Consider the following 21,882-nt stretch of genomic DNA (forward strand, 5'->3'; position numbering starts at 1 on the left):
CCCCGGGTGCGCGGCACCCGGGGGCGGCACCGACGGGTCAGACGGACGGGATCCCGTTCGCGGGCGGGGCCGGCGGCGCCTCCGGGTACTCGTTGACCGGGCCGCCGCCCGAGTCGGTCTCGTAGGTGGGGCCGAAGTAGTCCTGCTTCCCCTGCTCCACCTTGATCATCCGCATGCCGCCGTACCCGGAGTGGTTGTCCTTGGCGAACCGCAGCGGCGCCAGGCCGGGCCCTTTGAAACCGCCCCGCTCGATCGCGTCGATCAGGCCCTGCCGGGTCAGGTCCTCGCCGGCGGCGAGCAGCGCCTGTACGAAGAGGTAGCCGACCGACATGCCGTAGACGATGTTGCCGTCGAACGCCGCGCCGCCGTTGCGCTCATCGTTGATCTTGCGGAAGAGCGTGGTCCACGGGTCGTCGGTGGCGGCGGCCGAGGGCAGGTAGTTCACCCCGAGCATCCCCTCCAGCAGCCCCTTGGCGTCACCGAGCTGGGCGGCGAGCGTGGTGTAGTCACCGCCCACGCCGGAGACCAGCCATGTCGGCGCGAACCCGATCCGGGCCGCGGTGCCGATCGACAGCGCGGTGAACCCCGGCACGGTGGCCAGGACGACGACCTGGCAGCCGCCGGCCTTCAGCTCACCGATCTGCGGCGCGACGTTGGTGTTGCTGGTGACGTACGTCTGCTTGACCGCCACCGCGGTCGCGCCGAGCACCTGTTCCACGCCGGCCAGACTGTCCTGGCCGAAGTCGTCGTCCTGGCCGAAGAAGCAGACCTTCTGCCCGGCGAGGTTGTTCCTGACGTACGTGGCGAGGATCTTGCCCTCGACGGTGTAGTCGGTGTTGAAACCGAAGGTGTACGGGTAGCGGTCCGGCGCGTTCCAGGCCCGGCTGCCGGAGGCGACGAAGAGGTCCGGCACCCGGCTGGTGTTGAGGAAGTCCAGCACGCCGCTGTGCGGCGGGGTGCCGAGCCCGTTGAGGATGGCGAACACCTTGTCCTGCAGCACCAGCTCGCGGACCACCTGCTGGGTGGTCGCCGGGTTGTAGCCGTCGTCCATGATCTTGTAGTTGATCTTCCGGCCGTACACCCCGCCGTTGGCGTTGACGTGGTCGAAGTACGCCTTGGTGGCCGGCGCGATCTTCGAGTAGCCGGCCGAGGCCGGCCCGGTCAGCGGCATGTGCGTGCCGACCAGGATCTCGGTGTCGGTGACACCGGGGACCGCCGCCCGATCCGGGCCGGCCCCGTCACCGCCACAGGCGGCCAGTGCGGTGACCAGTACGGCGCAGGCGGCGATCGCGAATGCGCGGTGCGCGATGCGGTGCATCGTCCGACCTTTCTCGATCCGACGGTGGTCCGCTGGACCGTTGACGAGGGGTGGGTGGTGATGGTGGTGGAACGGGCGCGTGCGCTGTCGGCTCACCGCCCGGTCGGCACCCGCCACCGGGCACCGACGAACCGGCCGGCGCGGCGCAGCAGACCCTGCACACCACCCGGCGCGGCGATCATCACGACGACCAACGTGACTCCGAAGATCGCCAGGGAGAGGTTTCCGTCCAGCCGCTGCGCGACGGCCGGCGGCGGGTCCACCAGATCCGTGATCATGTGGGTCGCCGCCGGAAGCGCCACCAGGAGCAGGGCACCCCACAGCGCGCCGGCCAGGCTGCCGAGCCCACCGATCACGATGGCCATCAGCAGATACAGCGACAGGGTCAGCGAAAAGGCGCCGGGCGAGACGCTCTGCGCCAGCACCGCCAGCAGGCCGCCGCCGAGGCCGGCGCAGCCCGCGCTGACCACGAAGGCCAGCACCTGGGTACGGCCGACGTGGATGCCGGCGAGCCGGGCCGCCACCTCGTCGTCGCGGACCGCCCGCAGGTTGCGGCCGAACCGGCTGCGGGTCAGGTTCGCCAGCAGCACCAGCGTCAGCAGCGCCCCGGTGACGGCGATCCAGGCCTGCCAGCGCTCGTACGGGAAGTAGGGTCCGAGCGCCTCCGGCGCGGGCGCCAGGTGGACCGGCAGCCCCTGCTCGCTGTTGAGGACGCCCCGGAAGGTGGTGGTCAGCGCCGGCACGACGACCGCGACGGCGAGCGTGACCCCGGCCAGGTACGGTCCGCGCAGCCGGGCGGCGGCCGCACCGATCACCGCACCGGCGGCGACCGTCACCACCACCCCGAGAGCGAGTGAGAGGAGCAGGTATCCGCCGCCGGGCCGGCCGGCGTCGGCGAGCGCGTTCTGGGTCAGGGCCACGGTGTAGGCGCCGGTGGCCATCAGTGCCCCGTGGCCGAGGGAGAGCTGACCGTTGAGTCCGGTGAGGACGGTGAGCCCGGCGGTCGCGCACAGGTACGCGGCGACCGTCGCCAGCTGGTAGTTGCGGAACGGCTCCAGTGCCCCGGTGAGGACGAAGAGCCCGACTCCGGCGACGACGGCCAGCAGCAGGTGCCGCAGCAGGGTGGAGCGCGGCAGCGGACCCGCCCGCCGGGTGGTGGGCGTGGTGAGTGGTCGGAGAATGGTCACACCTGCCTCGCTCTGCCGGTGGTGAACAGGCCCGCCGGGCGCAGCAGCAGCACGGTGAGCAGCAGGACCAGGACCGCCAGCGGGGTGGTGTCGCTGCCGACGTACCCGCTGACGTAGGACAGGATCAGCCCGACCACCAGCCCGCCGACGACCGCACCCGGTGGGGAGTCCAGGCCGCCGACCACGGCCGCGGTGAAGGCCGAGACGAAGACCAGGTCCATCGCGTGCGGATGCAGGCCCAGCTCGGTCGGGATGACCAGCAGCCCGGCCAGGGCGCCGACCGCGGCGGCGAGCGCCCAGCCGAGGGTCAGCATCCCGGCCACGTTGACCCCGAGCAGCCGGGAGACCTCGGGGGCGAAGGCCGAGGCGCGCATCCGCAGGCCGACCGGGGTGTAGGTGAACAGCAGGGCGAGACCGGTCACCACCACGGCGACCGCGCCGAAGACGAAGAGGTCGTACCGCGAGAGCAGGGCCAGGTCGCCCAGCGTGAGCGGGTCGCGGGAGAACGGGGTGCCGACCGGCCGGAACTCGTTGCCGTAGAGCATCCCGAGGACCGCGTGCACGAGCAGGATCAGGCCGAGCGCGACGATGACCGCGTTCAGCGGCGCCCGGTGGTCGACGAACCGCATCACGCCGCGTTCGACGGCGGCGCCCAGCAACAGCCCGCCGCCGAGCGCGGCGACGAACCCGAGCCAGTACGAGCCGGTCGCCGCGGTGACGCTGTAGGCGACGTAGCCGGTGGCGACGGCCATCGCCCCCTGGGCGAAGTTGACCACCCGGGCGGCCCGCCAGATCAGCACCAGGGCGAGGGCGAACGCGGCGTAGACCGCGCCCCGGCTGAGGCCGTCGACGGTGAGGAAGACGAAGCGTTCCATCGGCTGGCCCTCCTAGAAGCCCAGGTAGGCGTGCCGGAGGTCGTCGTCCGCACGCAGCCGGGCGGCGTCGGCGGTCACCACCACCTGCCCGAGCGCGAGAACGACGCCGTCGTCGGCGACGGACAGCGCGCCGCGTACGTTCTGCTCGACCAGGAGCACGGTCAGACCGGTCCGGTCACGCAGGTCGCGGAGCAGCGCCATGATCTGGGCGGTGACCTTCGGGGCGAGGCCGAGTGACGGTTCGTCGAGCAGCAACAGCCTGGGGCGGGCGACCAGGGCCCGGCCGAGGGCGAGCATCTGCCGCTCGCCGCCGGAGAGCTGGTGCCCGCTGGCCCGCCGCCGCCGGGCCAACGGCTCGAAGAGTTCGTACACCTCGTCGAGGGCGCGTTTCGCGTCGGCCCGGTCCCGGCGCCAGAGCCCGCCGAGGCGCAGGTTCTCCTCGACGGTCAGCTCGGTGACCACGCCCCGGCCTTCGGGGACGTGGGCCATCCCCCGGCGGACCAGCCGCTCGACCGGGGTCGCGCCGATCTCCTCACCGGACAGGACGATCCGGCCGCCGGTGGGACGGACCAGCCCGGACAGCGTACGCAGCAGCGTGGTCTTTCCGGCCCCGTTGGCACCGAGCACCGCGGTGATGGTGCCGGCGCGGATGGTCAGGTCGATGCCACGCAGGACCGAGGCGGCGCCGTACCCGGCGGTGAGCCCCCGCACCTCGAGCAGCGGAACAGCACCACGCTCGCTCATGCCGCCGCCTCGCTCCGCGCGCCGTCCTTGTCGGACCGGTCCGCGCCGTCCGAACCGGACGGTCCGGACGGTCCGGACGGGTCGGACGGGTCGTCGACGCCCAGGTACGCCTCGGTCACGGCCGGGTCGGCGCGGATCTGGTCCGGGGTGCCGGTGGCGACCACCCGGCCGAAGTCGAGCACCATGATCTGGTCGCAGACCGACATCACCAGGTCCATGTGGTGCTCGACCAGCAGCACGGAGCAGGGTTCGTCGGCGTCACGGTGGCGGCCGGCGCGCCGGGGCAGGCCGCTGACGAGTTCCCCGAGTTCGGCGATCTCCTCGACACCGAGGCCGCCGGCCGGCTCGTCGAGCAGCAGCAGCCGGGGCCGGGCGGCCAGGGCGCGGGCCAGCGCGACCCGTTTGCGTAGCCCGTAGGGCAGGGTCGCCGGTAGCGCGTCGGCGTGGCCGGCGACGCCGAGTTCGTCGAGCAGTTCGAGGGCGTCGGCCCGCAGCCGGCGCTCCTCCCGGTCGCTGCGCCGCAGTCCGAGCAGCGCGGACAGGAATCCGGCCCGGGCGGAGCCGGTGGCGCCGGCCATCACGTTCTCGGCGACGGTGAGGCCGGCGAAGAGCCCGACCCCCTGCAGGGTACGGGCGATGCCGAGCCGGGTGAGCCGGTCGGGGCGCGGGTGCAGCGGCCGCCCGCGCAGGGTCAGTGACCCGGCGGCCGGGCGGACGAAGCCGCAGATCACGTTGAACAGGGTGGTCTTGCCGGCGCCGTTCGGACCGATGACGCCGACGACCTGGCCGGGTGGCACCCGCAGGGAGACGTCGTCGAGGGCGACGAGGCCGCCGAACCGTACGCCGATGCCGTGCAGGGCCAGGCCCTCGCCGGGCACCGGCCGCGCGATCGTGGTGTCGGCCATCGGCCCTCCTCCCCCGCTCACGCCCGTACCGGTCCGGAAACTTTTTGCACTGCCACTGCTTTTTACACTGGCAGTGTACTTTTCATACGGGGCTCGTCAATACCTCGTTACGAAGGGGTGACCCGGGATCACGCCGGCGGCAGGTCGACCAGGCCGGCCAGCGCGGCCCGGTGCCGGTCGGCCGCGCCGAACGCGACGGCGGCCGTCCGGGCCCGCTTCAGGTACAGGTGGGCCGGGTGCTCCCAGCTGAACCCGAGCCCGCCGTGGAGCTGCACGCACTCCTCGGCCAGGCGGACCGCGACCGGTCCGCAGTGCGCCTGGGCCAGCGCCGCCGCCACCCGCGCCTCGGGGTCCGGCCCCGCACCCGGATCGGCCTCGGCGAGCACGCCGACGGCGTACCGGGAGACCGCCCCGGCCTGGGTGACCTCGACCCAGGCGTCGGCGAGCCGGTGCCTGAGCGCCTGGAACTGCCCGATCGGGCGGCCGAACTGGTACCGGGTCCGGAGATGGTCGACCGCCGCCGAGAGGCACCACCGGGCGATCCCGTGCTGCTCGGCGGCGAGCAGGACCGCCCCGGCGGTCAGCCCCCAGTGCACCGCACGGGCCGCCCGGCGTCCGGTCGCGACCCGGTACGCCGGCACCGCGTCGAGGGTGATGTCGGTCAACGCCCGGGTCTGGTCCAGCGACACCACCGGTGACCGGTCGACCCCGGCGCCGGCCGCCTCGACGATCCACAGCGCGTCCACGGTCGGGACCAGCAGCAGGTCGGCACCGCCGGCATCGGCGACGCCGGGTACCGCGCCGGTGAGCCGGCGCCCGTCGGCCGCGACGGCGGGCCCGAGGGCGGGACCGGGCGGGGTGTCGACGGGCAGCACCAGCACCGCCCGGCGGGTGCCGTCCGCGAGCCGGGCGAGCCAGTCCTCCGCGGCACAGGCCAGCAGCGTCTGGGTGGCGACCACCGCGCTCGCCAGGTAGGGCACCGGCGCCACCGCCCGCCCCAGTTCCTCGCAGACGACCGCGTTCTCCCGCAGCCCGCCGCCACCGCCGCCGAGCCGTTCGGGGATCGCCAGCCCGGCCAGCCCCATCTCGACGGCGAGCAGCGACCACAGCGCCGGGTCGTCGGGTCGGCCCTGGTTGGCCAGCACGACCTGCCACGGGCCGCGCTCGGCGAGCATCGCCCGTACGCTGTCCCGCAGGTGCGTCTCCACCTCGTCGTACCGCGGGTCGACGCTCATCGGGGAACGTCCCGCCAGGCGGTGTCCCGGTCGGCACGGGGTCCGGCGGGCAGCCCCAGGACGCGCTCGGCGATGATGTCGCGCAGGATCTCGGAGGTGCCGCCCTCGATGGAGTTGCCCCGGGCACGCAGGTAGCGGTAACCGGGGGTGCGGCCGAGCATGTCGACCCGGTCCGGCCGCCGCATCTCCCATCCGTCGTAGCGCAGCCCGTCCGCGCCGAGCAGGTCGAGTTCCAGGCCGGAGACCGCCTGGGTGAGGGCGGCGTAGGAGAGCTTGACCGCCGACCCCTCCGGGCCCGGGTCCCCGGCGGCGGCCTGTCGCCGCACGAGCATCCCGGTCAGCCGGACCGCCTCGGCCCGGACCCAGAGCCGGACCAACTCGTCGTGCAGCCCGGGAGTACGCCGGTCGGGGCGCTCCCGCCAGGCCCGCGCGAGTACGCCGATCATGCCGTCCTCGCGCGGGGCCGGCCGGCCGCCGATGGCGACCCGTTCGTTCATCAGGGTGGTACGCGCCACCCGCCAGCCCTGACCGACCTCGCCGAGGCGCAGTTCGTCGGGGAGCCGTACGTCGGTCAGGAAGACCTCGTTGAACTCGGCCTCGCCGGTGAGCTGCCGGAGCGGGCGGACCTCCACACCGGGGGCGGTCATGTCGCAGACGAAGTAGGTCAGGCCCTGGTGTTTGGGCAGGTCCGGGTCGGTCCGGGCGAGCAGCAGCCCCCAGCGGGCGCGGTGGGCCATGGAGGTCCAGACCTTCTGCCCGTTGACGATCCAGCCGTCGGTGCCGGTCACGCGGGCCGCGCGGGTGGCCACCGAGGCGAGGTCGGAGCCGGCGCCGGGCTCGCTGAAGAGCTGGCACCAGATCTCCTCGCCGGTCCACAGCGGCCGCAGCAGCCGCTCACGGAGGGCGGGGCCGCCGTGCCGGAGGATGGTCGGCGCGGCCATGCCGAGGCCGATCCCGTTGCGGTGGGGTGCGTTGTCGGGGGCGCCGGCCGCGGCGAACGCCGCGTCGACCAGCGGTTGCAGTTCGCGGGGCGCGTCGAGGCCGCCGAGGCCGGCCGGGTGGTGGATCAGGGCCAGCCCGGCGTCGAACCGGGCCCGGAGAAACCTCGTACGGCCCAGCGTGCCGGGGTCGTGCCCGGCCAGGAACTCGGCCACCAGGCCGGGCAACCGTTCCTTCCACACGCCTACCTCCCGCATGACTAGTTGCACTGAGGGTGCAATATATGACCGACGACCGACCGACGTCCAGCGCCCGGCGCGACCGGCCGGCGGAGGTCGCTCCCCCGCCGGCCGGTCGTCACCGGGCGGTCGCCGGCGGCCGGATCGTGGCCGGCGGCCGGATCGTGGGCCGGCGTCCGCTAGATCGGACAGGTGTTCCGGTACTCCTCGATCGCCAGCCCGCCCGGGCCCGGGCAGAGGAACTGCGTGTACCGCGTGTCGTTGTCCACGAACCGCTTCAGCCACGAGATCATCTGCTTGGCCATCGGGGTGTTGGAGACCTGCGGGAAGAAGTGGCTGGCATTGTTGAGCTCCAGGTACGCCTTCTCCGGCGCCGCCGAGATGCTGGCGTAGAACGGCTCGGAGTGGGTCGCGACCGGGGCCACGCTGTCCGACTCGCCGCCGATGATCAGCGTCGGCACCCGCAGCGTCGACCAGCTCTTCGTGGTGTGCCACGGAGCCAGCGGAATGGCCGCCTTCAGATCCGGACGGCTGCGCGCCGCCGCCAGCGAGCCGCCGCCACCCATCGAGTGACCGGCGACCGCCAGCCGGGAGGCGTCGACCCGGCTGCGCACCGAACTCCGGTTGACCAGGTAGTCGAGGGCGGCGAGCAGTTGCCGGCCCCGGCTGTCCGGCTGGTCGAGCGTGGTGTTGGTCTCGATACCGAAGACCACGAAGCCCTGCGAGGCCAGCCGGGGACCGAGCCAGTCCAGGCTGGACCAGTAGGCGGTGAAGCCGGGCGAGATCGCGACGGCGCCGAACGTGCCGTCGGCGGTCGTGGTCGGGTAGTAGATCACGCCGCCGCCGAAGCCGGTCGCGACCAGTGAGGAGACGTTGACCGACGAGGTCGCGTACGGGCCCCGGGCGGCCTCGACGCTGGCGTTGGTCGGGGCGGGGCCGCGCTCGTACGGGTTGTCGGCGGCCTGCGCCGCCGGGGCGGCGGCGATCGTACCGGCGACCAGGCCGGCGACCATGGTCAGGCCGAGGAGGACGCGGGCCGGTCGGCGGGTCGGGGTGGGACGGGTGGTGGCTGACATGTCACTGCACTCCCTGCCGTGCGGGGATATATCGACATCGGCCAGTTTCTTGCCGGAGGCCGGTCGCCCGCATCGGCGAAACCACCGGTCTCCGCCACCCCGGCCCGCGCACGGCCGGACGCCGGTGCCCGGACCGCCGGTCCGGGCACCGGGCACACCCGCCCCCGGCGGCCCCGACGGCGGTCCTTTGTGGTCGCTCCGGTCGCCGGCCGGCGACCGGTCATGCCCTAAGCTCCACTGCGGTTCAGAGCCGCCGAGGAGATCCATGTCGAGCAGTCCCCGTCCCCCGTCGCATCCGATCTCCGCGGCGTGCGGGGCCCTGGTCGGCGCCTCCTGGTTCAACATCGCCAGCTTCGTGGTGGTCGGCGTCAACGCGGTGGCGCTCGGCCTGGAGACGTACGACGCGGTGGTCGCGGTGGCCGGCTCCGCGCTGCGCTGGATCGAGTACGCCTGCCTGGCCTACTTCGTCCTCGAACTGCTCATCCGGTTCGGGGCACACCTGCCGGCACCCGCCGGCTTCTTCCGGGACGGGTGGAACGTCTTCGACCTGGTGATCGTGACCGCACCCCTGCTTCCGGGCGTACGGGAGAACGTGACGGTGCTGCGGCTGCTGCGCCTGGCGCGGATCGCGCGGGCGTTCCGGCTCTTCCCCAGCCTGCGCGTGATCTTCGTCGGGATCCGGCGCAGCCTGCCCGGCCTGGGCAGCTTCCTGCTGGTCACCGCCCTGCTGCTGTACGGCTACGCGGTGCTCGGCTGGATGCTCTTCGGCACCGCCTATCCCGAGCGGTACGGCACGGTCGGGCAGGCGATGCTGACGCTCTTCCTCCTGCTGTCGCTGGACGGCATCACCGACACTTTGCAGGCCGGCCGCCAGGTGACCGACTGGGCGGTCCTCTACTACGTCTCCTACATGGTCGCCGCCTGCTACCTGCTCACGAACCTGCTCGTCGGCCTGGTGCTGACCGCCCTGCAGGAGGCGCACCAGGACGAACGCGCCGCGGCGCTGCAGAGCCGCCGACCGCCGGCCGGCGACGACCGGCGCGAGCCGTCCGTACAGGAGCAGTTGGCCCAACTGCACGCGATCATCAGCGACCTGGAACGGCGGATGCCGGACCGGTCGCCCGCCCCGGATGCCCCCGCCCCAGCCTGCGATGGAACCTGCGACCAGCCGGTGGCCGACCGCGGCGTTCCGGCGTAGCGCCGCCGGGCGAAACGGTGCCGGGTGGCGACCCTCGCGGGCCGCCACCCGGCGGGGAGGAGGAGCTATCTGCGCCAGGTCCAGGAGTAGTGGACGTCGTAGACGCCGTCGTGGTCGGAGAACCGGAACACACCCGAGGGCAGCGCGTCGTTGATGGTGTTCAGCGTGAACTGCGAGCTGCCGGCCTGCATGAAGACGTCGTCGTTGAACGAGTTGATGATCCAGTTGACCAACTCGACGGCGAAGTAGCCGGCGAGCGCGCCGAGCGCCTGCGCGATCAGCTTGCTGCGCAGGACCGGTTCGAGCACCTGGCCGACCCGCCGTGCGACCTCGGTCTGGACGGTGCCCTTCACCTGCTGCCACACGGTGTTGAGGACGCTGGCGAACCCGCCCGCGTCGACCTCGGTGAGCAGGACCGACGCGGTGTAGACGCCGGGGTAGGTGGTCGGCAGGTCGAACGAGCCGAACGTGAACCCGTTGTTGTAGAAGGTCCAGATGGTGCCGTCGTCGAAGCCCTGCGGGATCTCGTAGGCACCGACCTGGAGCGTGTCACCGCCCGGGGTGACGACCAGGCCGCCGAGGGCGATCTCGTCCGAGCCCCACTCGCCGACGCCGCTACCGGTCTCGTCGACACAGACGACCTTGTTGATCATGAACTTGAGGCCGGTCTTGGGCTTGGGCGCCGGCGGCGGCTCACAGATGCCCAGGTCACGGCAGGGGTCGGGCTCCGGGTCCGGACAGTCCTGGCAGCGGGCGTCCTGCGCGCCGCCGGGCGCCCTGAGGGCCGCCTCGGCGTCGTGGCGGGCCTTGAGCGCCGAGCCGAACCGGGCCGGGTCCACCGGCAGCGGGCTCCGGGCGTAGACGTCGGCGAACCCGCGCCCCGCGTACTCGGCGGGAGCGACCTTGCCGTACCGCCCGAACTGGGTGTCGGCCTTGGTCAGCATCGCCTTCGCGCCGTCGGTGTACGCCTGGCGCCGCTGCGCCGGCATGTCCTGGAACGCGTCCGCGAGCTGCGCCTCGATGCTGCCCGCCGGCCACGAGCGATCGGGATCGGCGGCGGCCACGGCGATCGAGTAACGCATCGCGTCGCTGGCGTCGACGAAGAGCGCGTTCACCATCTCGGTGACGTCGGCCGCGGACGCCGGCGGCGTCGCGGGCTTGGCGACCGCGTGGGTGGCCCCCAGACCGACGGTCATGACGGCGGCGCAGGTGACCGCGGCGGCTCTGCCGAGCCAACCCACGCGCCGCTGTGAGGTGTGAAGAATTGACATGCGACTGATGCTCATCGCTGGCTGCCGCCCTTACATGGGTGCACACCACCCACATTTCTGCGGCCGGATCCGGCCGATCGGCTGGCAACCGGAACGGCTTGCAAGGGCGTCTACGATCGCGAGGACCACAGTCTCACCAACGAGGGGGACCCATGGCACCCAAGCGCCGGTTCCTGGCCGCACTCCTTGCCACGGCCCTGGTCACAGTAGGTTTGGTCGGCAGCGCGGCCACCCGCGGCAGCGCATCGTCCAACCCGGACACGGCGGTCGTCACGGCCGCCGGATACCACCCGCACGGCTGCGGGGGTTGCGGCAACGGGGGAAGCTGACGGGTTCGATCCGGCACCACGCGGAAGTGACGTGAACCCGACTCCACTGACCTCGCCCGTCCTGATCGGACGGGATGCCGAGCTCACCACGATCGCCGAGGCGGCCGGACAGGTCCGCCTCGGTCACGGCCGGGCGCTGTTCGTCACCGGAGAGGCCGGGATCGGCAAGTCCCGGCTCATCCGGGACGCCGGCCGGGCCGTGACCGGGATGACGGTCCTGTCGGGCCGGGCCACCGTGGCCGGCACGTCGATGCCGTTCCGGCCACTGGTCGAGGCACTCAACACCCGCCTGCGGGTCGGCCCGACGCCCACCGGCCCGGAACTCGAACCGTTCCGGCCGGCGCTGTCGCGGCTCTTTCCCGAGTGGCGGGCCGACGGCGCGGCCGGATCCGGCGCGGGCGAGTCCACGCTGGTGCTGGCCGAGGGGGTGCTGCGGCTGCTGGCGGTGCTGGGCCGTGAGCAGCCGCTGCTGCTGCTGCTCGAAGACCTGCACGACGCCGACCCGGAAACCCTCGAGGTGCTCGGCTATCTCACCGCCAACCTGGCGGGGCTGCCCGTACTCGTGCTCGCCTCACTGCGCACCGGGCCGTCACCGGCGCTCGACCTGGCGTACCGGCTCCGGCGCGACCACGACGTGCCGCTGCTGGCACTGTCCGCGCTGACGCCCGCGCAGGTGACCCAGCTGGCGGCACAGTGCCTGCGCACCGATCCCGCCGACCTGCCCGAACGGCTGGCGGACCGGCTGGCCCGCAACTCCGACGGGGTGCCGTTCGTCGTCGAGGAGCTGCTCGCCGGCATGATGGCCAGCGGCGCCCTGCGCCAGCACGACGCCCGCTGGCACAGCGATGACGACCTGGCCGGCCCGGTGCCGGTGACGGTCGTACGCGCCGTCGCCGACCGCGCCGACCGGCTCGGGCCACCGGGGCGCCGCCTGCTCGAGGCCGCCGCGGTGATCGGTGCCCGGTTCCCGCTCCCCGTACTGCACTCGATGCTGGAACAGACCGCCGAGGCGACCGACGAACTGCTGCGCGCCGCGACCGCCGCGCACCTGCTGCGCCCCGACCCGACCGACCCCGACTGGTACGCCTTCCGGCACGCCCTGATCGCCACCGCGCTGCTCGGCGAACTGCCGCACCGCGAACGGTCCCGGCTCGCCGCCACCGCCGCCCGCGCGCTGGCGGCCCGCTATCCGGACCTGCCGGGTGAGCTGTGCCCGCTGGCCGCCGAATTGCGGCTCGCCGCCGGGGACAGCGCCGGTGCGGCGGACCTGCTGGCCCAGGCCGGCGACCGGGCGCTCGCCCAGGGCGCGGCGAACTCGGCGGCGACGCTGCTCGAACGCGCGCACCACCTGTTGCGCAGCTGCGGCGACCGGCCGGGCTCGGTCGCGGTGCTGGAACGCCTGCTCACCGCCCTGGAGGAGATCGGTGAATTCGACCGCGCGCAGGGGCTGGTCAACGCGGTCCTGGCCCTGCCCGACCTGACCACCGCCGAGGCGATCGCGCTGCACTCCCGGCTGGGGTGGATGGCTTTCCACGGTGGCCGCACCGCCGACGCGGAGAGCCGTATCGCGGCGGCCCGCATGCTGCTCGGGCCGGACGCCGGTGCCGCACAGCTCGCCGCCGTCGACGTGGTGCACGCCCACGTGCTCAGCCTCCAGGAGGGGCGTGCCGACGAGGCCGAACGGGTCGCGTTGCGGGCGGCGACCGAGGCCGAGCGGGTCCCCCTGCCCGAGGTCGTCTGCCGGGCCCGGCAGCTACTGGCGCTGATGGCCCGGCGCCGGGGGTTCGCCGAGGCGGACCGGCACCTGCTGGAGGTCCTGCGGGTGGCCGAGGAACACCGGCTGCCGCTGTGGCGGATCAGGGCGTCGATCCGGCTCGCCTCCAACCGCATGATCCAGACCGGCCACAGCGAGCAGCTCCGGCAGGCCCGCGCGGCCGCCTGGGCGATGGGCGCGGTACACACCGGCTACGAGGCCGACGCCAGCCTGGCCATGCACGACGTCTTCTACGGCCGGTACGACGAGGCGCTGCGGGGCGCGGGCGAATGCGCGGCGGCGATGGTCCGCTTCGGCAAGGCCGGCGACCTGCGGTACGCGCTCGCGGTCCAGGCGGCCGCCCACGCGCACCGCGCCGACCGGGCCGGCATGGAGGCGGCGCTGGCCGAGTTCGCCCGCCGCGGCGGCCTGGACTCCTACCACATGCCGATCGTGCACGGGCTCTCCCGCGCCTTCTGCGCCCTGCTGGAGGAGGACCGGCCGGCGGCACGCTCCGAACTGGACGCGGCGCGGGCCTTCGACGAACGACGCGACACCATCTACTACCAATACGGCAGATACGGGCTGGCGCTGCTGCTGGACGTGCTGGCGGGCAGCGCCGGCCGGCGCGAGTACGAGGAGGTCGCCGCGCACCCGGCCGCCGCGCTGCGCTGGAACCGGCAGTTCGTCCACTTCGCGGACGCGGTGCTGCTCGGTGCCACGGGTGCGGCCGGCCCCGCCGCGACGGCGCTGGCCAGGGCGCGCGAGGCGGCGGCGGTCTTCCCGACGGCGCACCGCCTGGGCCTGCGGCTGGTGGCGGAGGCCGCGCTGGAGCACGGCTGGGGTGACCCGGCCAGGTGGCTGCGGGAGGCCGAACTCCATTTCCAGACCATCGGTACGCCCTGGGTCGCCGCCGCCTGCCGGACCCTGATCCGCCGGGCCGGGCAGCGGGCCCCGCAGCGCCGTACCGGGCACGACCTGCTGCCGCCCCGGTTACGGGAGCGGGGGGTGACCGTACGGGAGCACGAGGTGCTGCTCCTGCTCGCCGAACGGCACGGCAACAAGGAGATCGCCCGCCGCCTCTACCTGTCGCACCGCACCGTCGAGAAGCACGTCGCGAGCCTGCTGCGCAAGTTGGATCAACCGCACCGGTCCGCGCTCTGCGACTACGCCGCCGCCATGCCCGCGCCCGGCCATGGAGAGCCAGCCGGGTAGCGCCGACGGCGGGAAGCGATCCGGCGGGCGGCGGCTCAGCCGGGTGGCGGGGCGACGCTGTCGCGGGCGACCAGGGTCGGCGCGATGGTCTGGCGCAGCGCCCCACCGTTGTCGGACTCGATCTGGGTCAGCAGCAACCCGATGCTCGCCCGGGCCACCGCGCCGAAGTCCGGCCGGACGGTGGTCAGCGGTGGGATGAAGTATGCGGCCTCCGGCACGTCGTCGAAGCCGACCACGCTGATCTCGTGCGGCACGCGGCGGCCGTGCTCGTGCAGCGCCCGCAGTACGCCGAGGGCCAGGTGGTCGTTGGCGGTGAAGACCGCGGTGACCTCCGGCATCCGCGCCAGCATCTGCCCGCACCGGTAACCGGCCGCCGCGGACCAGTCCGCCGCGATCAGCGGTGGCACCTCGGCCCCGGCGGCGTGCAGGGCATCCCGCCAGCCCTCGATGCGCCCGACGCTGTCGAACCAGTCGGACGGCCCGGACACGTGCCAGACGGTGCGGTGCCCGGCGTCGAGCAGATGCCGGGTGGCCTGCCGGGCACCGGCCACCTGGTCGACCGTCACCAGCGGCACCGGCCGGTTGGGGTCCCCGTCGATGGTGACCAGCGGAATGTCCTTGGGCAGCCGTTCGAGTGCCTCACCGGCCGACTCCACCGGGGCGATCAGGACGATGCCGGCGACCCGGTGGGCGAGGTGCCGCTCGACCACGGCGGAGATCGACCGGTGGTCGAGATTGCGTACGCTGCCCACGCTGACGGCGAAGCCGGCCTCGGCGGCCTCCTGTTCGAGTGCGGCGAGCAGCGAGGCCGGGCCGTAGAGGGTGGTGTTCTGGGCGACCACGCCGATCACCTGGGAGCGGCCGGTGACGAGCGCGCGGGCCGCCGGGTTGGGCCGGTAGCCGATCTCGGCGATCGCGGCCTGGACGCGCAGCCGGGTCTGCTCGCGGACGTTGGGGTGGCCGTTGAGCACCCGGGACACCGTCTGGTGGGAGACTCCGGCGAGGCGAGCCACGTCCGTCATCGCAGGATCACGCACGGCCATCCACTCCCCGCCTGCCCGTCGGTCGTCGTGGCTCCGTCCACGATGTCCGGAGCGACCCGAGAACCGAAACCCCTCTCGCGGTGTCCACTTCAGCGCTCATCGTCCGGGTGGATAGCGATCACCGTAGTCTACGGCAACCGCCTCCGCCGCAACGGAAAGCACGTCGTCCGTTCGGCGCGTCCGGGCCCGGGACGGCCGGGCCCGGAGACGCGACGGAGGCGCCTCGGGCATGGACGAGGACACCTCCGTCACAGCCCGGTCAGAAGCCCCGGGCGAGCCGGTAGTAGGCCTGGTTCCAGCGGATCTCGTCGGCGAACCGGCGGGGGTCGGTGTTCGCGTCGATGACGACCAGTTCGGTGCGGCTCATCTCGGCGAGGTCCGTCAGTTCTTCGACCCCCACCGCCTGGGACAGCACGGTGTGGTGCGGGGCGCCGGCGGTGATCCACGCCTCGGCCGAGCCGGGCAGGTGCGGGCGGGGCCGCCAGACGGCGCGGGCCACCGGCAGGCGGCGCAGCGGCTGTGGCGGCGCGACGACGTCGACCTCGTTGGCCACCAGTCGGAACCGCTCCCCCATGTCGGCCAGGCCGAGCACCACCGCCGGGCCGGGTGCCGCGTCGAAGACGAGCCGGACCGGGTCCTCCCGGCCGCCGATGCTGAGCGGGTGGATCTCCACGTCCGGTACGCCCGCCGCGATGGTGGGGCACACCTCGAGCATGTGGGCGCCGAGGATCAACTCTTCGCCGGGGGTGAGGTCGTAGGTGTAGTCCTCCATGAACGAGGTGCCGCCCTGGACGCCGGCCGACATCGCCTTGAGGGTGTGGACCAGGACGGAGGTCTTCCAGTCCCCCTCGCCGCCGAAGCCGTAGCCGTCGGCCATCAGCCGTTGCACGGCGATGCCGGGCAGTTGGCGCAGTCCGCCGAGGTCTTCGAAGTTGGTGGTGAACGCCTTGAACCCGCCGGCGTCGAGGAAGGTCCGCAGGCCGATCTCGAGCCGGGCGGCGTAGCGCAGGGAGTCGTGGCGGTCGCCGCCGGGGCGCAGCGCGGCGACCACGCGGTAGGTGTCGTCGTACTCCTTGACGAGGTCGTCGACCTGCGCCTCGGTGACCTCGCCGACGACCTGGACCAGGTCGTTGACGCCGTACGTGTTGACGGAGACGCCGAAGCGCAGTTCGGCCTCGACCTTGTCGCCCTCGGTCACGGCGACGTCGCGCATGTTGTCGCCGAACCGGGCCAGCCGCAGGCTGCGCATCGCCGACCAGCCGAGTGCCGCCCGCGTCCAGGCGCCGACGCGGGTGGCGACGCGCGGGTCGGTGACGTGTCCGGCGACGGTCTTGCGGGCGACGCCGAGTCGGGTCTGGATGAATCCGAACTCGCGGTCGCCGTGGGCGGCCTGGTTCAGGTTCATGAAGTCCATGTCGATCTCGTCCCACGGCAGCAGGACGTTGGCCTGGGTGTGCAGGTGCAGCAGTGGTGTCTGCAACGCGTCGAGGCCGCCGATCCACATCTTGGCCGGCGAGAAGGTGTGCATCCAGGCGATGACCCCGACCGCCCCCTGTACGGCGGCGTCCCGGCAGACCCGCAGGATGTCGGCGCTGGTCGTCAGGACCGGCTTCCAGACCACGCGGGCGGGGATGTCCGGCGAGTCGTCGAGCAGCGCGGCGATCTGCCGGGACTGGTCGGCGACCTGGCGCAGGGTGTCCTCGCCGTACATGGCCTGGCTGCCGGTGAGAAACCAGACCTCGGGTTCAGGGTGGGGTGCCATGGGGTTGCCTTCCGCGAGTGGGGCGATCATTTGAAGCGGATGCCGATGAGGCGTTGCAGGAGGATGAAGGCGAAGAGCAGACCGCCGATCACGATCTTGGTCCACCAGGAGTTGAGGCTGCCGTCGAAGGTGATCAGGGTCTGGATCACGCCCAGGACCAGCACCCCGAGCACGGTGCCGAAGACGTAACCCGACCCACCGGTCAGGACGGTGCCGCCGATGACGACAGCCGCGATCACGTCGAGTTCCATGCCGACGGCGATCAGCGGCGCGCCGGACAGGGTGTAGAACGACAGCAGGATGCCGCCGATCGCCGAGCACAGGCCGCTGATGGTGTAGACGGCGATCCGGGTACGGCCGACCGGCAGCCCCATCAGCAGGGCCGACTGCGGGTTGCCGCCGATCGCGTGGACGTTGCGGCCGAAGCGGGTGTAGGCCAGGACCCAGGCCGCGACGAGCACGACGACGAACGCGATGAGCACGCTGATCGACACGAAGTTGCCACGCGGGTCGCCGATACGCTGCTGGGACATCGTGGTCCAGAAGCCGTCGGTGATCGGGATCGACCGGTCGCTGATGAAGGTGCACATGCCCCGGGCGAAGAACATCCCGGCGAGGGTGACGATGAACGGCTGGATCTCGAAGTAGTGGATGGCGCAGCCCATCAGGAAGCCCAGCGTCGGTCCGATGAGGAGCGCGATCAGCAGCACCGGCAGCGCGGGCAGGCCACCCTCGAGCAGCCACGCCGAGACCATCGCCGTCATCGCCACGACCGAGCCGACCGACAGGTCGATGCCGCCGGTGAGGATCACGAAGGTCATCCCGACCGCGACGACGAGCAGGAACCCGTTGTCGATGAAGATGTTGAAGACGACCTGGACGTTGGAGAAGGCCCGGTACTGGGACACGCCGATGCCGTACATGACCAGGAGCAGGGCCAGGGTGGCCAGGACCGGGATGTGCCGGCGGGGCAGCCGGGGCCGCGGGCGGCCGGTGGTCAGGGTCGAACTGGTCATGCCGGCACCTGCTCCTTCTGCCGCTGCGGGGCCGTCGGCCGGGGCGGGGTGTTGCGACGGCGGGTGAACTTCGCGCGGAACGCCGGGGCCTGGACGAGGCAGACGGCGATGACGACGACCGCCTTGAACAGCAGGGCGGTCTGCGGCGAGATGTTCATGGCGTACACCGACGTGGTCAGGGTCTGGATGATCAGCGCGCCGAGGATCGTCCCGCTGAGGAAGAACCGGCCGCCGGCCAGCGCGGTGCCGCCGATGACGACGGCCAGGATCGCGTCGAGTTCGACCCAGAGGCCGGCGGCGTTGCCGTCGGCGCTGGAGACGTTGGCCGTCATCATGAACCCGGCCACCGCCGCGCAGCCGGCGCTGATCACGTACACCAGGAAGATGATCCGGCCGGAGCGGATGCCGGCGAGGCGGCTGGCCTCGGCGTTGCCGCCGACCGACTCGATGATCATGCCCAGTGCGGTACGGCGGGTGATCACCGCCACCAGCAGGGCCGCCGCCAGCGCGATGAAGATCGCCAGCGGCAGGGTGAGGAGGTGACCGAGCCCGATCGCCCGGTAGTGCCCGGAGTTGACCGTGACGATCTGGCCCTCGGTGATCAGCTGCGCGAGGCCCCGGCCGGCCACCATCAGGATCAGGGTGGCGATGATCGGTTGGATGCCGATGACGGCGACCAGGACTCCGTTCCACGCACCGAGCGCCAGCGCGACCCCGAACGCCAGGGCCAGCGCGGTCAGGACGGTGGCGAGACTGTTCTGGTCGGGCTGGCCGCTGATGTAGACGCAGGCGACGGCGCCGCTGATGGCACAGAGCGAACCGACGGACAGGTCGATGCCGCCGGTCGAGATGACCAGGGTCATGCCCAGCGCGACGAGGATCAGGGGCGCGCTCAACCGCAGGATGTCGATCGGGGTCCCGTAGAGGTGGCCGTCCTTGACCTCGATCGCGAGGAACCCGGGACGGTAGATCGTGTTGGCGGCCAGCATGAGCACGAGTACGGCGGCCGGCCAGAAGAGCCGGTGACCGATCAGCGCCCGGTAGCGGCTGCGTACGTCGTTCATCGGGTCGCCTCCTCCCGCTCGGATCCGCTGGCGATGGTCTGCATGACGCGGTCGGCGTCGACGGTGTCGTCGTTGGTGAGCTGGGCGACCATCTCCCGGTCGCGCATGACCACGACCTTGTGGCTCAGCCGCAGCACCTCCTCCAGTTCGGCGGAGATGAACAGCACGGCCATGCCGCCGTCGGAGAGCTGCACCACCAGCTTCTGGATCTCGGCCTTCGCGCCGATGTCGATGCCCCGGGTGGGTTCGTCGAGGATCAGCAGCCGGGGCTCGGTGATCAGCCACCGGGCCAAAAGCACCTTCTGCTGGTTGCCGCCGGACAGGTTGCGTACCGGCATGTCCGGATCGGCCGGCCGGATGCTCAACGCCCGGACGTACTTGTCGACCAGCTCGTCCTGGCGACGGCGCGGGATCGGCCGGAGCCAGCCGCGCGCGGCCTGCATCGCGAGGATCATGTTCTCGCGGACCGACAGGTCGGCGATGATGCCCTCCGCGCGGCGGTTCTCCGAGCAGAATCCGATGCCGTGGCCGATGGCCTGGACGGGGTTGCGCAGCGCCGCCCGCCGGCCGCTGACGGAGGCGTGGCCGTGGTCGGCGCGGTCGGCGCCGAACAGCAGCCGCGCCGCCTCGGTGCGACCGGAGCCGAGCAGGCCGGCCAGGCCGACCACCTCGCCGGCGTGGATGGTGAGGCTGAACGGCTCGACCGCGCCCTTGCGGCCGAGGTCGACCACCTCCACGAACGGAGTCCCGCTCTCCAGCGCGGCCACGTCGGGGCGCGGCTGTTCCTCCAGCCGTTCGAGGACGTCGAGCTCCTTGCCGATCATCTTCTCGACCAGGGTGAGCTGCGGCAGTTCCGCGGTCGGATACTCGCCGACCAGCCGGCCGTTGCGCAGCACGGTGATGCGGTCGGCGATGCCGTAGACCTGGTCGAGGAAGTGGGTCACGAACAGCAGGGCGATGCCCTCGTCCCGCAACTGGCGCATGATGCGGAACAGTTGCGCGACCTCGCCGGCGTCCAGGCTGGACGTCGGTTCGTCCAGGATCAGCACCCGCGCCTGTACGTCGATCGCCCGGGCGATCGCGACCATCTGCTGCACGGCCAGCGAGTACGTCCCCAGCGGCGCGGTGACGTCGATGTCGATCTCCAGGCGGGCGAGCAGGGCCCGGGCGCGACGGCGGACCTCAGCCCAGCGGACGGCGCCGAAGCGGCGGGGTTCCCGGCCGATGAAGATGTTCTCCGCGACCGACAGGTTGGTGCAGAGGTTGACCTCCTGGTAGACGGTGCTGACCCCGGCCGCGGTCGCCCGCATCGGACCGCTGAAGGCCACCTGCTCCCCGTCGAGGGTGATGGTGCCCTCGTCGATGCCGTAGACGCCGGTCAACACCTTGATCAGGGTCGACTTGCCGGCGCCGTTCTCGCCCATCAGGGCGTGTACCTCGCCCGGGAAGAGCCGGAAGTCGACGTCTTGGAGTGCGCGTACCCCGGGGAAGGTCTTGCTGATCCCGGTCATCGTCAGGACCGGACGGCTATCCGTCATCCCATCAGATCCTCTTCTGGTTGTGCCGGTGCGGAGGGGCCGTACGCCCGGCCGGTCGGGGCCGGGCGGCGCCGGGACCGCCGCCGAAGCGGGCGGCGGTCCCGGACCCCGGTCAGTACTTGCGGTTGGGCAGGGCTTCCTTGGCCTGCTCCTGCGTGAAGGTGGTCTCCTCGGTCTCGATCCGAGGCGGCACCGTCTCACCGGCGTGGACCTTCTTGGCCAGGTCCATCAGCTGTGGGCCGAGCAGCGGGCTGCACTCGGCGATGAAGTTGAACTTGCCGTCCGCCAGGGCCTGCATGCCGTCGCGTACGGCGTCGATGGTGATGATGGTGATGTCCTTGCCGGGCACCTTGCCGGCGGCGGTGATCGCCTCCAGCGCACCCAGGCCCATGTCGTCGTTGTGCGCGAACAGCACGTCGATCTTCGGGTTGGCCTTGAGGAACTGCTCCATGACCTGCTTGCCGCCGGCCCGGGTGAAGTCACCCGACTGCGACGCGACGATCTTCAGCTTGGGGTCGGCCGCGATCGCCTCGGCGAAACCCTTCTTGCGGTCGTTGGCCGGCGCCGACCCGGTCGTGCCCTGCAACTCGACGATGTTGACGTCGCCGGTCGCGTCCTTCTTGTCCTCGATCAGCCACTCGCCGGAAAGCCGGCCTTCCTTGACGAAGTCCGAACCGAGGAAGGTCTTGTACAGCGTCTTGTCGGCCGAGTCGACGGCGCGGTCGGTCAGGATGACCGGGATGTCGGCGTCCCTCGCCTCCTTGAGCACGGTGTCCCAGCCGGACTCCACCACCGGCGAGAAGGCGATCACGTCGACCTTCTGCTGGATGAAGTTGCGGATGGCCTTGATCTGGTTCTCCTGCTTCTGCTGGGCGTCGTCGAACTTCAGCTCGATGCCCGCGGCGGCGGCCGCCTCCTTGACCGAGGTGGTGTTCGCCGTACGCCAGCCGCTCTCCGCGCCGACCTGGGAGAAGCCCAGGACGAGCTTGCCGTCGTCACCGCCGTCGCCGCCGGTGTCGCTGTTGCCGCAGGCGGCCAGGCCGCCGACGAGCAGTACGGCGCCGAGCGCCGCGGCGATGGGGCGGGCCAGTCGGAACCTCTTCGTGCCTCTCATCGGATCTCCTTCCGGGGGTGGTGGATACACCTGTCCGTGCGTGGACCCGGGGGGATGCACG

The 21,882-nt window shown here is 72.3% G+C and carries 17 protein-coding genes; 2 read left to right on the top strand and 15 right to left on the bottom strand.

Going from position 1 to position 21,882, the window contains the following annotated elements; genetic code table 11:
- Nucleotides 1-37: 37 nt before the first annotated feature.
- The 8 genes from QCD66_RS21855 to QCD66_RS21890 all read right to left on the bottom strand — a co-directional run bounded on the left by QCD66_RS21855 (nt 38) and on the right by QCD66_RS21890 (nt 8,518).
- Nucleotides 38-1,318 carry an ABC transporter substrate-binding protein gene (locus QCD66_RS21855; protein ID WP_375732775.1) on the bottom strand — a complete coding sequence of 427 codons (1,281 nt, stop codon included), beginning with the start codon at nt 1,316-1,318 and terminating at the stop codon, nt 38-40.
- Nucleotides 1,319-1,410: 92 nt separating this feature from the next.
- Nucleotides 1,411-2,505 (bottom strand): branched-chain amino acid ABC transporter permease, encoded by a 1,095-nt coding sequence (locus QCD66_RS21860; RefSeq protein WP_375732774.1) that lies wholly within the window; start codon nt 2,503-2,505, stop codon nt 1,411-1,413.
- Entirely contained in the window at nt 2,502-3,380 is an 879-nt protein-coding gene (locus QCD66_RS21865; RefSeq protein ID WP_364207242.1) for a branched-chain amino acid ABC transporter permease, read from the bottom strand. Before QCD66_RS21865 ends, QCD66_RS21860 begins: the two co-directional genes overlap by 4 nt.
- Before the next feature lie 12 nt (nt 3,381-3,392).
- Nucleotides 3,393-4,124: an ABC transporter ATP-binding protein gene (locus QCD66_RS21870; RefSeq protein ID WP_375732773.1), complete on the bottom strand. Its 732-nt coding sequence runs from the start codon at nt 4,122-4,124 to the stop codon at nt 3,393-3,395.
- The gene (locus QCD66_RS21875; RefSeq protein WP_375732772.1) at nt 4,121-5,029 is read right to left on the bottom strand and encodes an ABC transporter ATP-binding protein; all 909 of its coding nucleotides are present in this window, start codon (nt 5,027-5,029) and stop codon (nt 4,121-4,123) included. Before QCD66_RS21875 ends, QCD66_RS21870 begins: the two co-directional genes overlap by 4 nt.
- A gap of 128 nt (nt 5,030-5,157) precedes the next feature.
- The gene (locus QCD66_RS21880; RefSeq protein WP_375732771.1) at nt 5,158-6,264 is read right to left on the bottom strand and encodes an acyl-CoA dehydrogenase family protein; all 1,107 of its coding nucleotides are present in this window, start codon (nt 6,262-6,264) and stop codon (nt 5,158-5,160) included.
- Nucleotides 6,261-7,460, bottom strand: a complete 1,200-nt coding sequence (locus QCD66_RS21885) for an acyl-CoA dehydrogenase family protein (RefSeq protein WP_364207250.1) — start codon at nt 7,458-7,460, stop codon at nt 6,261-6,263. Before QCD66_RS21885 ends, QCD66_RS21880 begins: the two co-directional genes overlap by 4 nt.
- A gap of 161 nt (nt 7,461-7,621) precedes the next feature.
- The gene (locus QCD66_RS21890) at nt 7,622-8,518 is read right to left on the bottom strand and encodes an alpha/beta hydrolase family protein (protein WP_375732770.1); all 897 of its coding nucleotides are present in this window, start codon (nt 8,516-8,518) and stop codon (nt 7,622-7,624) included.
- Between the two features lie 265 nt (nt 8,519-8,783).
- On the opposite strand from QCD66_RS21890, the gene QCD66_RS21895 reads away from it, so the two are divergent.
- Nucleotides 8,784-9,716, top strand: a complete 933-nt coding sequence (locus tag QCD66_RS21895) for an ion transporter (RefSeq protein WP_364207254.1) — start codon at nt 8,784-8,786, stop codon at nt 9,714-9,716.
- A 65-nt stretch (nt 9,717-9,781) separates the two neighbouring features.
- On the opposite strand, the gene QCD66_RS21900 is transcribed toward QCD66_RS21895, so the two are convergent.
- Nucleotides 9,782-10,987: a hypothetical protein gene (locus tag QCD66_RS21900; protein WP_375732769.1), complete on the bottom strand. Its 1,206-nt coding sequence runs from the start codon at nt 10,985-10,987 to the stop codon at nt 9,782-9,784.
- Nucleotides 10,988-11,347: 360 nt separating this feature from the next.
- Here QCD66_RS21900 and QCD66_RS21905 point away from each other — a divergent pair, with 360 nt between their 5' ends.
- Nucleotides 11,348-14,284: a helix-turn-helix transcriptional regulator gene (locus QCD66_RS21905; protein WP_375732768.1), complete on the top strand. Its 2,937-nt coding sequence runs from the start codon at nt 11,348-11,350 to the stop codon at nt 14,282-14,284.
- Nucleotides 14,285-14,319: 35 nt separating this feature from the next.
- Here the strand turns inward: QCD66_RS21905 and QCD66_RS21910 are convergent, their stop codons facing one another.
- From QCD66_RS21910 to QCD66_RS21935, 6 genes are all read right to left on the bottom strand, one after another.
- A complete protein-coding gene (locus tag QCD66_RS21910; RefSeq protein ID WP_364207260.1) occupies nt 14,320-15,306 on the bottom strand; it encodes a LacI family DNA-binding transcriptional regulator in 987 nt (328 codons plus the stop codon).
- A gap of 280 nt (nt 15,307-15,586) precedes the next feature.
- A complete protein-coding gene (gene araA / locus QCD66_RS21915; protein WP_375732767.1) occupies nt 15,587-17,089 on the bottom strand; it encodes an L-arabinose isomerase in 1,503 nt (500 codons plus the stop codon).
- A 26-nt stretch (nt 17,090-17,115) separates the two neighbouring features.
- Nucleotides 17,116-18,105 carry a galactofuranose ABC transporter, permease protein YjfF gene (gene yjfF / locus QCD66_RS21920; protein WP_357536936.1) on the bottom strand — a complete coding sequence of 330 codons (990 nt, stop codon included), beginning with the start codon at nt 18,103-18,105 and terminating at the stop codon, nt 17,116-17,118.
- Entirely contained in the window at nt 18,102-19,169 is a 1,068-nt protein-coding gene (locus QCD66_RS21925; protein WP_375732766.1) for an ABC transporter permease, read from the bottom strand. Before QCD66_RS21925 ends, yjfF begins: the two co-directional genes overlap by 4 nt.
- Nucleotides 19,166-20,707, bottom strand: a complete 1,542-nt coding sequence (locus QCD66_RS21930) for a sugar ABC transporter ATP-binding protein (protein WP_375732765.1) — start codon at nt 20,705-20,707, stop codon at nt 19,166-19,168. Before QCD66_RS21930 ends, QCD66_RS21925 begins: the two co-directional genes overlap by 4 nt.
- A 112-nt stretch (nt 20,708-20,819) precedes the next feature.
- Complete coding sequence (locus QCD66_RS21935) at nt 20,820-21,821, bottom strand: ABC transporter substrate-binding protein (RefSeq protein ID WP_407566762.1); 1,002 nt, start codon at nt 21,819-21,821, stop codon at nt 20,820-20,822.
- Nucleotides 21,822-21,882: the final 61 nt, after the last annotated feature.

The sequence above is a fragment of the Polymorphospora sp. A560 genome (assembly GCF_045781765.1).
Classification (GTDB): Bacteria; Actinomycetota; Actinomycetes; order Mycobacteriales; family Micromonosporaceae; genus Polymorphospora; species Polymorphospora lycopeni.